Annotated in this window: 11 protein-coding genes, 2 tRNA genes and 2 pseudogenes; 10 read left to right on the forward strand and 5 right to left on the reverse strand. The window is 38.1% G+C overall.

Annotated features, from left to right (window positions below; translation table 11 throughout):
- The first annotated feature begins 112 nt into the window (after positions 1–112).
- From IEV17_RS08875 to IEV17_RS08885, 3 genes are all read left to right on the forward strand, one after another.
- The gene (locus IEV17_RS08875) at positions 113–979 is read left to right on the forward strand and encodes a pirin family protein (RefSeq protein ID WP_004659960.1); all 867 of its coding nucleotides are present in this window, start codon (positions 113–115) and stop codon (positions 977–979) included.
- 429 nt (positions 980–1,408) lie between these two features.
- Positions 1,409–2,707, forward strand: a complete 1,299-nt coding sequence (locus IEV17_RS08880; protein WP_004659962.1) for an FAD-dependent oxidoreductase — start codon at positions 1,409–1,411, stop codon at positions 2,705–2,707.
- Positions 2,708–2,709: 2 nt separating this feature from the next.
- Positions 2,710–3,543: an SAM-dependent methyltransferase gene (locus tag IEV17_RS08885; RefSeq protein WP_004659964.1), complete on the forward strand. Its 834-nt coding sequence runs from the start codon at positions 2,710–2,712 to the stop codon at positions 3,541–3,543.
- A 52-nt stretch (positions 3,544–3,595) separates the two neighbouring features.
- Here IEV17_RS08885 and IEV17_RS08890 read toward each other — a convergent pair.
- Positions 3,596–3,671, reverse strand: a tRNA-Thr gene (locus IEV17_RS08890).
- Between the two features lie 122 nt (positions 3,672–3,793).
- Here IEV17_RS08890 and IEV17_RS17330 point away from each other — a divergent pair.
- From IEV17_RS17330 to IEV17_RS08900, 3 genes and pseudogenes are all read left to right on the forward strand, one after another.
- Positions 3,794–3,901, forward strand: a pseudogene (locus tag IEV17_RS17330) (AlpA family transcriptional regulator); the annotation flags it as partial.
- A gap of 74 nt (positions 3,902–3,975) precedes the next feature.
- Positions 3,976–4,563 (forward strand): class I SAM-dependent methyltransferase, encoded by a 588-nt coding sequence (locus IEV17_RS08895; RefSeq protein WP_004659966.1) that lies wholly within the window; start codon positions 3,976–3,978, stop codon positions 4,561–4,563.
- Positions 4,564–4,580: 17 nt separating this feature from the next.
- Positions 4,581–5,606 (forward strand): HNH endonuclease family protein, encoded by a 1,026-nt coding sequence (locus IEV17_RS08900; RefSeq protein WP_004659969.1) that lies wholly within the window; start codon positions 4,581–4,583, stop codon positions 5,604–5,606.
- 28 nt (positions 5,607–5,634) lie between these two features.
- On the opposite strand, the pseudogene IEV17_RS08905 reads toward IEV17_RS08900, so the two are convergent.
- Positions 5,635–5,730: pseudogene (locus IEV17_RS08905) on the reverse strand (Arm DNA-binding domain-containing protein); the annotation flags it as partial.
- 183 nt (positions 5,731–5,913) lie between these two features.
- Positions 5,914–6,003 (reverse strand) — tRNA-Ser (locus IEV17_RS08910).
- A 122-nt stretch (positions 6,004–6,125) separates the two neighbouring features.
- Between IEV17_RS08910 and IEV17_RS08915 the strand changes: the two genes are divergently transcribed.
- The 3 genes from IEV17_RS08915 to IEV17_RS08925 all read left to right on the forward strand — a co-directional run bounded on the left by IEV17_RS08915 (position 6,126) and on the right by IEV17_RS08925 (position 9,554).
- A complete protein-coding gene (locus IEV17_RS08915) occupies positions 6,126–8,003 on the forward strand; it encodes a potassium transporter Kup (RefSeq protein ID WP_004659972.1) in 1,878 nt (625 codons plus the stop codon).
- Between the two features lie 163 nt (positions 8,004–8,166).
- Positions 8,167–9,240 carry a DNA/RNA non-specific endonuclease gene (locus IEV17_RS08920; protein WP_034601006.1) on the forward strand — a complete coding sequence of 358 codons (1,074 nt, stop codon included), beginning with the start codon at positions 8,167–8,169 and terminating at the stop codon, positions 9,238–9,240.
- A gap of 71 nt (positions 9,241–9,311) precedes the next feature.
- Positions 9,312–9,554 carry a hypothetical protein gene (locus tag IEV17_RS08925; RefSeq protein WP_004659975.1) on the forward strand — a complete coding sequence of 81 codons (243 nt, stop codon included), beginning with the start codon at positions 9,312–9,314 and terminating at the stop codon, positions 9,552–9,554.
- Positions 9,555–9,594: 40 nt separating this feature from the next.
- Here the strand turns inward: IEV17_RS08925 and aqpZ are convergent, their stop codons facing one another.
- Both aqpZ and IEV17_RS08935 read right to left on the reverse strand, forming a co-directional pair.
- Complete coding sequence (gene aqpZ / locus IEV17_RS08930; protein ID WP_004659976.1) at positions 9,595–10,284, reverse strand: aquaporin Z; 690 nt, start codon at positions 10,282–10,284, stop codon at positions 9,595–9,597.
- Between the two features lie 177 nt (positions 10,285–10,461).
- Positions 10,462–11,469 (reverse strand): AraC family transcriptional regulator, encoded by a 1,008-nt coding sequence (locus IEV17_RS08935; RefSeq protein ID WP_004659979.1) that lies wholly within the window; start codon positions 11,467–11,469, stop codon positions 10,462–10,464.
- 115 nt (positions 11,470–11,584) lie between these two features.
- Here IEV17_RS08935 and IEV17_RS08940 point away from each other — a divergent pair, with 115 nt between their 5' ends.
- Positions 11,585–12,229: a sterol desaturase family protein gene (locus tag IEV17_RS08940; protein ID WP_004659980.1), complete on the forward strand. Its 645-nt coding sequence runs from the start codon at positions 11,585–11,587 to the stop codon at positions 12,227–12,229.
- The last annotated feature ends 52 nt before the right edge of the window (positions 12,230–12,281 follow it).

Raw genomic sequence — 12,281 nt, forward strand, 5'->3', positions numbered from 1 at the left:
GATTGTCCTGTTTATGGAATAATGTGTTGTTAATCCATATCTATAAGCGTTGATCATCAAGGCGTAAAATGAGTCTTTAGAAAAGAATTTCTACCTGAATAGGAGAAACTAAATGAAGAAAGTTCTTGGCATCTATCAAAATAAAAACATGCACTGGGTCGGTGATGGTTTCCCTGTGTACAACTTGTTTTCTTATGATCGTTTGGGACAAACGATTAGTCCATTTTTACTTTTAGATTATGCAGCGCCGTACCGTTTTGAACCAACAACTGCTCAACAAGGAGTTGGTACGCATCCGCACCGCGGTTTTGAGACCGTGACGATTGCCTATCAAGGTGAAGTGACACATAAGGATTCAAGTGGTGGCGGTGGCACAATTAAAGCTGGTGATGTGCAATGGATGACAGCTGGAGGTGGTGTTCTACATCAAGAATTTCATTCCCCTGAATTTGCTCATCAAGGTGGTTTGTTTGAAATGGTGCAATTATGGGTAAATTTGCCAGCTCATTCGAAAATGACGCCTGCAAAATATCAAGCCATTGAAGCAACAGATATCCAAAGTATTCACTTAGATGATGTAGGGAGTGAATTACGTGTGATTGCTGGGCAATATCAAGAGACAATTGGTGCAGCTACAACGTTCAGTCCGGTCAATGTTTGGGATGGTAAAATTGTGGCGGGTCAAGCACACACATTTTATGTGGCCGAAGGTCATACAACATTGTTGGTGCTACTTTCTGGTGAGCTGATTTTAAATGATGAGCAAACGATAGAGGCTCCAAGCTTGGTGGTGCTCAGCCGTGAACAGATTGATTTTAAGATCCAAGCAGAGCAGGACAGTAAATTCTTGGTTTTAACAGGCCAACCTTTAAATGAGCCTATTGAGGGTTATGGTCCATTTGTGATGAACAATAAGGCTGAAATCATGGATGCAATCAATGATTTCAATCGTGGTAAATTTGGTGTGATGGATCGCTAATTTATCCTGATTTTGATTGCATATAAGAAAGCCCATAACTCCTTTAGAGTTATGGGCTTTCGCTATAAGGTTCTCTATTGATTTTTTTAATATTAGGTCACTTATTATTATCCAGTTTATTATGTGACTCGGTTCTGATTATTGTTTAATCAGAATAGCGCTAAATTTTTGCTTTGCAAAGCCCCTAACAGGGTAAAAATGGAAAAATAAAGAATGTTCTGTATATTTATTTAATGTGTAAGACAATATAGTTAATATTATCATTGAGTTAAGCTTAAAATAAGAAGTGTGTTAAAATGTAACAATAAGTGAATGGCCACATTAAGACAAAAGTCTAGCTTAAATGCAGAATCTGGTATTTTTTAATACCGTATTTAGGTTAACTATCAGTCATAATCAAGAAAAATCATCAACTGATGGGACATAATTTTGGATATTGCAATTATCGGCAGTGGTATGGCAGGACTTGCCTCAGCCAGAATCCTACATGATGCAGGACATAACGTAACGATATTCGAAGCACTTGCTGGGCGCGGCATGGACAGTCACAGTATAGACTTTGATGGGGGCTTAATTGACGCACCATTACGTGTGATGAACCCAAAACTTTGGAAAAATACCTTAAGTTTAGCCAGCTATTTGGGAATAGAAACTTTTCCAGTACGCACATTTATGGCCTGTAGTTGGCTATTTGAAGATAAAACAGATACTTGGTTGACCACTTCTCGCAGCCGTATTGGTAATTTCCCAATTATTAATAACCGTAAAGGCATACAGCAATATGGTTGGCGTTTAGTCAAAGGCATGTTGCAATTAAAAACTGCCGTACATCAATTTTTCAAATCAGAGAATCAAGACATCACCTTAGCCGAATTCATGAATCAATATCATATTGAAGAAGTGTTTTGGCATGGGACAGTAATGCCTGTTCTTTATACGATTTGTACATGTCATCCAAAGACGATTGGTGAGTGGCCAGCCAAGCCCCTATTAGAATTTATTCGCCAACTCACAGAAGGTGAAGCCTTATTAAGAATGAAAGGTGGAACACCTGCTTTAGTAAATCGTTTAATTGAGGGTATTGCAATCCATAGTGGTTCACCTGTTCATAAAGTCGAGGAGCAAGGCGATAAAATTTTGGTAGAAAATGAGCAAGGCGAAAGCCAATTATTCGATCGAGTCGTGATCGCAACACCAACGCCTGTGATTGAAAATTTCTTGAAGCAACCACAATTTGCAGATGATCTCGCACTATTGAAAAAGTTCCGTTTTGAACAGGGTGATTTGGTTATTCACACAGATCCAATCGTGATGCCGCAACGCCGTAAAGATTGGGCAGTGTTGAGCTATATGATGGATCGGAATTTTAGTCGCCAGCAATTTACCGTGTGGATTAACTCGATTGAACCAAGCTTGGTTGGCAAAAATGCCGTATTCCAAACATGGTGTCCTGTGATTGATATTGATCCTAAGAAAATTATATCTAAGGTGCAACTCACACGTGCTGTTGTCGACTCTGAAACGGTTGCATTGAATAAACAAATCCAGGAACGCCATTTAGATTTAAATCGTAAAGTGTTCTATTGCGGTTCATGGTCATGTGATGGTTTGCCAATTTTAGAGTCAGCAGTCACTTCTGCAATGCATATTTCTGAAATCTTAGGCGCACCATTACCTTTCGTTGGGCTTAAACCAAAAGTTACAGTTGCACCTGAACTTGGTTATTAAATATGGCTTACTTCAAGCAAAGATTGATTGAGAAAGTTTTCGGACATAAATATGCAATTGATGCAAAACGTCTAGGAGATGATTCTCTACTTGCTTGGAGTAATTTAGGCTATTGGCAAGACCAGCATCATGATTATCCACAGGCTTGCCAAAGTCTAGCTGATCAAATCGCTACTTCTGTTCAACTCAAAAAAGACGATAAAGTGTTAGATCTTGGTTGTGGGCAAGGTGCAAGTCTATTGCACTGGCTTAAACAGTATCAACTTGAACAGTTAAGTGCAGTTGAATTACAAGCGGATTGCGTCAAACGAATTCGAAAACAACTCCCACAAGTTCAAATTTACTGTGAAAATTTTTTGAATTTAAATCAACAGCATTTTTTAAATTCATTTGATGTGATTGTCTGTATTGATGCGGCTTACCACAGTGATTTGAATTCATTTCTTAATTCAGTGTCCCCAATTTTGAATTCACAAGGTCGCATCGCTTTTCATTATTTAATGTGGTCAGATGCTTGGCGAGAGAGTTCAAATTTAAAAAAACAACAATATCGTTATGTGCTTAAAAGTGCTGATATGAATTGGCAAAATTTAATGGATGAGCAACAACTCACTCAAAACTTAATACAACAGGGATTTACTGAGATAGTCATTCAGGATTTTTCTGAACCTGTTTTAAATGGCTTTGCTGAATATATTAAAAATAAGGGAACTGAGAAAAAACACGTTGACTTGGCACAATTAAAAATCGCAATGACAGCGAGATTGTGTCGAAAACTTTTCGAAGATGGTTTAGTTCATTATGTTCAGGTGAGTGCGGTTAAGTCCGCATTTTAATATGCAATTATAAAAACTAAAAAACCTCATAAAGCGTTATGAGGTTTAATAATGGTGCCGACACACGGATTCGAACTGTGGACCTACTGATTACAAGTCAGTTGCTCTACCAACTGAGCTATGCCGGCAACGTGGCGAGAATTTTACAGAATCTAATTAAAAAAACAAGCGAAAAAATGAGCAAATAGATAAATTTAATTTGATTGTAGAATTTTTGCCAGTTTTGATTCAAGTATTCAACGTATAAATAAAGGAATCAAAGTATGACGACCCTGCATTTCCTCAGCTTGTATGGGGTGATAGTTGGTCAGCTTGGGAAATCCATCAGTGGATAGAGTCTAAGTTGGAAAAGCGATAGTAATGGGAGCTTTTACTCCCTTATATTTTTGTTTTTTAGTAGACTAAGTTAAATTACGGTCATAATTGTCTTAAATGAAAACAATAGATTATTACAATACTCATGCAGATCACTTTGCAGAATCTACTTTTAACGTCGATATGGAAAGTTTGTATCAACCGTTTCTACAACTACTATCACCTAATGCAAGAATATTAGACTTAGGGTGCGGTTCTGGGCGAGATAGTTTGGGTTTTAAAAATAAAGGTTATCAGGTTGAAGCCATGGACTATTCGGAAGAGCTTGTTAAAAAGGCGATAATACTAACGGGAATAAAAGTTAAATATCAAAGTTTTTATGATCTGAATGAAGTTGAACATTATGATGGTATTTGGGCATGTGCATCCTTATTACATTGTGATCGAAATCGATTGGTAGATGTCATTCAACGAATGCTAAAGGCACTTAGACTCTATGGGGTGATCTATATGTCATTTAAATATGGTGATCAGGATCGGGAGAAGGATGGACGTTATTTTACCGATTTGAATGAAGCTCAAGCTGACAGATTATTAAATGGGTTTAATAACTTAACTTTAATCCAACAGTGGATTACTGTAGACAAGCGTCCTTCTCGTACTGAGGAATGGTTAAATATTCTAATTCAAAAAAATAAACTATAAACTTTCAGGGATGTCTTATGTCTGAGTTTTATGAAATTGAACCATCTCTTGAAAACTATTGGCGTGCCATTATTTTATTCGGTCGTAACGTTGCTTCTTATAAATTCGCATTTGCTAAAGCGCTTTATGAATTAAAAGAAGATGGTGGCACAGTTGTCACGCTTGACCAGCTTGCGGAGCCATTTAGTCGACATATCTGTGAACATTTAAAGTTAGTTGATAAGCAAGCAACATCAAGCTCAAGTAAATTTTTAGATTTTTGTCGTGACTTTAATACTGGTGAAATTGATCAGCAAACACTTACAGCAAAAACAGTTCTATATGGTTTTGTTAATGTGATTGATGCTTTTCATAATGTACACAGACAGGAACTTCCAGAAAGATTCTTCGTGGATGCTCGAAAAACCCATGGAGGCATCATTTTAACAGATGAAATTTTTCAGTTATTTGAAATACAAAATTCTCAAGATCTAATTGATGAAACTGAATCAAGATGGCGTTTAGTTGAAACAGCATGGGATATGAATTTACCTAAGCATTTAGTGCAGATTCAACATGATGATCAAGGAATTTTGGTTGCTGATAATAGAATAAGAAGAGTTAACGTCACGTCAGCTAAATCTGCTTTAAATGGCTACCAAAAGAGTAGATGTTTTTATTGTTTTGTACCAATTACGATTGAGCAATTGCTTGAGCACTCAGCAGATGTAGATCATTTTTTTCCACACAAACTCCGAGAGTGCGACATTCAAAAGCCTATTAATGGTGTAGCAAATCTTGTGTTGTCCTGCACAGAATGTAACAGGGGGCATCGAGGGAAATTTGATCGTTTACCATCAGTAAGTTTATTAGAGCGATTGCATAAGCGAAATGAATATTTAATTACTAGTCACCATCCGCTAAGAGAAACACTAATTAGTCAAACAGGTTTTACAGAGTTATCACGCAGAAATTTCCTGCAAGATGTTTATAATTGTGCGACTCTAACATTAGGGGGAGGGAAAAAGTGGGAGCCACCGAGGGGAGGTATTAGTGTTTTTTAAATGGATTCTTACTCTTCACATCATTTGAAGAAGGTATAACTTCTAAATACATGCCTTTTTCATCAGAATATTTGGTTTTCTTTTCAGCAGGTTTGATCTTTCTGACCTGAGCATCTGTAAGCATTGCAACGATTCCCGTAGAAATTTGGGGGTATAAAAATGGGGGGAATTTATTTTACCCCCAGTTATACCCCCAACTATATCAGGATTCAATAGGGTCAATTGGAAAACATAAGGCAATAAAAAAAGCCTAAACCCTTTAGATTTAAGCTTTTAGGACTCTATGAGATATCATAGAAAGTAAACTTGGCGGTGAGAGAGGGATTCGAACCCTCGATACGCGCAAACGTATACACACTTTCCAGGCGTGCTCCTTAAGCCACTCGGACACCTCACCAAGGTGTGCGATAGTAACCAAAAAAAAGCAGACTGCCAAGTTGTAGTCGAACAGATTTGCAGAAAAACTTCTTGGCTAATGATAATATTGAGAAATATAACGTTCTATATTGAAGACAATATATGCAAAGTACTGCAAAAAAAGCAGCATTGCCTGCCACTGCGTTGGCGGCTCTAGGGGTAGTGTTTGGAGACATTGGAACCAGCCCTCTCTATGCATTGAAAGAATCCTTCCATGCAGCGCATGGTTTAGGGATTCAACCTGAAAATGTATTAGGGATCTTGTCCATTATCTTTTGGTGTTTAATGCTGATTATCAGTATTAAATATATCGCTATTGTGATGCGTGCAGATAATAACGGTGAAGGTGGGATCATGGCTTTATTGGCTTTGAACCTACGTAAAGCCAAAATATCAGATAGTAAGAAAATTTATTTGATCGCGATTGGTTTTGTAGGGGCGTCACTATTTTTTGGCGATGGCATCATTACCCCTGCAATTTCAGTCTTGTCGGCAGTGGAGGGGTTATCTATTGCAACGAATGTTTTAGATCCCTTTATTATACCGATTGCGATTGTGATCGTCACAACACTGTTTTTAATGCAGAAACATGGAACAGCCTTTGTTGGTAAATTCTTTGGTCCAATTACCTTACTTTGGTTCCTATCTTTAGGAATTTTAGGTATTGCTAGTGTTATACAGACCCCGATTGTCTTGGGGATGGTGAGTCCACATTGGGCAATTCAATTTATTCTTGCCAATCCTTTAATGTCATTTTTTATTATGGGTGCAGTTGTACTCACAGTAACAGGTGGTGAAGCCTTATATGCAGATATGGGGCATTTTGGACCTCGCCCGATTCGTTTTGGATGGTTTAGTGTAGTGTTACCTTGCCTTGTATTAAATTATGCTGGACAAGGTGCCCTGTTACTTCGTAACCCTGAGGCGATTGAAAATCCATTCTATTTATTAGTCCCAAGTTGGGCTTTATACCCAATGATCATCTTGGCAACGATGGCAGCTGTGATTGCATCACAGGCCGTTATTTCTGGGGTTTTCTCATTAGCACGTCAAGCAATCCAATTGGGTTATTTACCACGTTTAGGCATTAAACACACTTCTGATTCTGAGGAAGGACAAATTTATGTGCCATTTCTGAATTGGTTATTGCTGATCGCGATCGTCATCTTAATTCTAATTTTTAAAACCAGCTCAAACCTTGCAAGTGCGTATGGTTTGGCTGTGACCTTAACCATGTTATGTGACACGATTTTGGTTGCTGTATTCATATACTATGCATGGAAATGGAGCTTACCAAAGGTAATGCTGTTGATTATTCCATTCTTTATTTTGGAATCCGTACTGGTCGCAGCAGCATCATTAAAAATGTTCTCAGGTGGTTGGGTACCGTTATTGATCGGTGCAGTCGCGGTTATGATCCTGATGACGTGGAAACGTGGGCGTGAGCTTACTTTTGCTAAGCTTGAACATGACACTCTATCGCTCGATTTATTTGTGAAAAGTATTGGGGACAATGTTCATCGAGTACCAGGCGATGCAGTCTTTTTAACAGGAACACCTAACGTTGTTCCGCATGCGATGTTACATAATATTAAGCACAATAAAGTACTACATGAGCGTAATATTTTAGTCACTGTTGTGATTGAAGATGTTCCATTTGTTCCTCAAGAGGAGCGAATTAGTGTTGAAACGTTGAATGAACATTTCTATCGCATCAAAATCTTCTATGGTTTTAAAGATGAACCTAATGTGCCAAAAGCCTTGATTCAGGCTTACGAGGAATTAGGCTTTGAATATGACTTGATGCAAATTAGCTTCTTTATTTCACGTGATCGTATTGTCCATAGTGTGGGAGATGGTATGTCTCCGTGGCGTGAACGCTTATTTATCTCAATGCAACGTAATACTAGCCCTGTGAGTGACTTCTACCAAATTCCAACCAACCGTGTTGTGGAGTTGGGCAGTCAAATTGAAATTTAGGTAACATAAAATCATCAAAAAAGGCACTTTAGAGTGCCTTTTTTATTATCTGGTGATCAAGTGAACAGTTTTGCGACATAAAGTGTCGTTCTTGGCTTTATCTCAATATACAGTTGAATATGGAATTGCTAAGCTTCGCATTCATATTGATTTTGATGTAGTTATGGCGAAGAAAACAACCAAAAAGAGTAAAACACAATTTGCTTTTTTGAGCCAAAATTTTGGAAAAATTGTTCTTGCTTTGATCGCAACAGGCAGTTTCGCGATTGCATTTGGTAATGAAAAAATTTCTAAATTAATTCCTCTGCCATCGAGTCATGGTGCTTGTTTAGAACAATTTTATCGAGATGTTCCTCCTTTACTTACAAAAGAAAGTCTAAAAAAAGATAGTTATGCTTTGTGCTTTAATGATTTTAATGTGATGTATTCAGGTATTTCAAAAACACCATTGTGGTCAGCGGAATACCTTACTCCAGAGCGTTTAAGTATTAAAATCAAACGCGAAGATAGTTTTCACGAAGAAACACGAGTGCCTCTCGCTCATCGTGCATTGTTAGCGGACTACCGTGGTTCTAGGTACGATCGTGGACATATGGCACCGAATGGCGATATGAATAATACTGCGGCACAACATGACAGCTTTTCTTTAGCCAATATGGTGCCGCAATCACCGAAGAATAATCAGGAAGTTTGGCGTAAACTCGAAGAAGCAGTACGTTCTATTGTGACTAAACAACATAAAGATGCTTATGTTGTGACTGGACCAATTTTTGAAGCGAAGCGCTTAAAAACCATTGGTAGTGGTGTGATTGTACCGACTGCTGTATATAAGGCAGTGTATTTACCTAAACAGGGGATTATTGGTGCGTACTATGCACCAAATAATGATTCATTACAGGTTAAAGTGGTGAGCATCTGTTATTTAGAAGAAAAGTTAGGAATTAATTTATTTCCACAACTTACAGAACAACAAAAGCGTAATGTTTATCAATTGCCTACATCAGCACAACAAGTTAAAGCCAATAAAGAAATTAGCTATGTGAGTTGGGATAGACAAAGTCAATGTGCTGAAGAAGCAACTACGGCAAGTATTCAAGCGCAACAGCAGCAATTCTCTTCTGGGAAGACACAAACTGATGAGACTAATTTGCCGCAGATTGATGAGGAAACCAAACAAGCTTTAATCAAGCAATTGATTGATGCATTGGTTCAGTATTTCTTACAATTGTTGCGCTAATTTCACAGCTATTCTAATGTGATTATGCTTAACTCAATAGGTGTATACGAGAGCGATAAGGAGTGGAATCAATGTTTAAACCTTTTGAACATGGTGATGAGTCCTCAGCAATTTATGACTTGACCCTAGAAAATCAGGCGGATTGTGTAAGTCTATATGGCAATTTGCAAATCACAAAAGACCAAGTAGGTTTAAAGGCAGCGAAAGCTTTACAAAGTTTTATCAACGAAGTGGTCATGGTGTTAGAAGCACAGAGCTTACCTGAACAGATTGAGCGTAAGCCAGAACAAGAAATTGAAAATCCATTTCTATAAAAAAACAGCCTGAAAAAGGCTGTTTTTTTATTCTAAAACCTTAACTTTTTTCACTTGCAACGACTTTATAAATAATTGCGCCAATGATCGCACCTAAAATTGGAGCTACCCAAAATAGCCACAATTGACTCAGCGCTGCTGTCTCAGCAAAAAAGGCAACACCTGTACTACGTGCGGGGTTTACTGAGGTATTCGTGACTGGAATACTAATTAAATGAATGACGGTAAGTGTTAAACCAATTGCAATTGGAGCAAAACCTGCAGGCGCATTTTTATGTGTTGATAATAAAATAATGATCAGAAAGATGGCCGTAAGAACGACTTCGATTAAAAAGGCTGAAGCGATAGAGAAATGGTTTGGAGAGAGTTCTGCATAGCCATTTGTTGCGAAGCCTCTAGTTCCTGTAAAACCTGCTTGGCCTTGCACAATAATGTATAAAACAAATGCCGCAAAGGTTGCACCAATCACTTGAGAAATAATATAAGGCGCTAAATCTTTTGCTTCTAAACGTCCACCTACCCATAAGCCCACACTGACTGCAGGGTTAAAATGCGCTCCAGAAATATGACCAAAAGCATACGCACCAGTAAGCACAGTTAAGCCAAATGCGAATGCAACACCTAAAAAGCCGATCCCAAGTTCTGGAAATGCAGCTGCTAAAACAGCACTACCACAACCACCAAAAACAAGCCAAAAGGTTCCCAAAAATTCTGCTAAATATTTGTTCATTGTTATCACCCAAATCTTTGTAAAAATAAAAAAAGTATGCATCCAAAATTTATTATGGATATGTTTAAGCCTTGTGAAGAAAATGTGAATTAATTCACAAAACTGCATATGCTCTTGTATAAATGCTGTAAAAAAAAAATGATCTGTTGTGAAACCGTTAGTGTGTCTTTAGTTTTATTAAGAATTGTAAGTTATGTTGTTGTTTCGCCATTGTTGTGGTGTTTGGTTGGTCCAAATTTTAAAAGCACGTTGAAAGGCGCTTTGTTCAGAATAGCAAAGTAATAATGCGATTTCTTGTAAGCTTAAATGCGGATCTTTTAAATATTCTGTTGCGAGCATAAAACGTACTTGTTGCACACGTTCTTGAAAGGTCGTGTTTTGCTGTTGTAAGTGGCGTTGTAATTGTCTTACCGATAATCCTAATTTTTCTGCAATAAAATCGATTTGATATTGGTTTTTTTGTAATCCAGTCAAAATTGCATGTTGTAGACGTTGATCGAGTTGAGTGGAATTGGGAAGCTTATCCAATAAAGCTTGAGCTTGTTGTAACAACAATTGCTGTAAAGTGTGATCGCCTGTTCGAAGTGGCTTAAAGGCTTCGGTAACAGGTAGAAGTAGCTGAGTTTTAGGCTGATCAAAACGGACTTTACAACGGAAATATTGCTCATAAACCGTAATGTTTTTCGGTGCGGTATTCACAAAATGCACTTCGTGTAGATTGATATCTTCACCTGACATAAATAACTTAAGGAATTGCACCATCAGCGCAATTGCAATTTCATCTGTTAATTGGGTTGGGTAGGGTTCTGGAGCTTCCCAGCGGATTGATGCGTAGGGTGGGTTAAATTCAACGACGAGAGGGCTGCCATCATAAATTAAGCGATGAAAATCATGATAACGCGCCAATGCTTCGCCCAAGTTTTCACATGACAGTGCGAGATAAGCAATAATTCCTAAATGTTTGGGTTGTACGTGTTCTGCAATTTCTAAGCCTAAACCTGTCTTGGGATTTAAACGATTAAGGTCTTCAAGTAAGTCACGCCAAATGACGTAATCAAAACGTTCAAGATTTTGGACTTGTTGTAATTGCTCAGGAATTTCAATATTTTTTGTTTCGCAATAAGCCTTTAATAAATGCCCTAATCCGCCATAAACAGAGCCTGTATAGTTCTTGAGTTGGGACATCCTGTCTACTCCTTATTCTGTCGTGTTTTGTCAATATAAATATATCGTATCGTCAATACTTCGCCTACAAAAATTTATATCTTTAATAAAAATAAGGAAACATTTGGAGAAAACCATGATTAAGGGTTTTATTGCAGGTTTGGCAGTTGCAAATGCATTTGAATGGTTTGCTCATAAATATATTTTGCACGGTGTACATCGTCCGGGTCAGCCACGTTACAGTCCTGTACCAAAAAGTATGGAATCGCATTGGGCACATCATCGTGAGGTTCGTAAGCAAGAGTTTTCTGATGATTGTTATGTTGAAGGTTTGGATAGCTGGCGTACTCGAAATGAATTAATGTCACTTGCTGTTGCGGCAGGTGTAGCTAGTATCGTGTTTTATCCCTTTTCAAAAGGGATGTCGTTGGCAGCAGTTTATAGTGCTGGAAATTATTATTATGTACATCGCCGTGCTCACTTAGAACCTGATTGGGCAAAGCGTACCATTCCTTGGCATTACGATCATCATATGAATTCGAATCAAGATGCTAACTGGTGTGTAACGCGACCATGGTTTGATTATGTGATGGGAACGCGAGTCGTATCTTCGGCTGATTTAAAAGAAGCCAATCCACTTGGTCTACCGTTACCTGCACCACTTTCAAAAGCATTGACCCAAGCGATCGAGTCGGTTTTTCCAGCGAAATGGGTTGAGCAAAAACCAAAATTAGTCAAAGCGCCTGTAGCAGAAACTGAGCAACAAGAATCAGTGGCTTAGAGGGAAATGCGACATGTGACCATAAAGCATAAGCATTGTGACGAATCGTGAC

The organism is Acinetobacter modestus, from assembly GCF_014636095.1.
Classification (GTDB): Bacteria; Pseudomonadota; Gammaproteobacteria; order Pseudomonadales; family Moraxellaceae; genus Acinetobacter; species Acinetobacter modestus.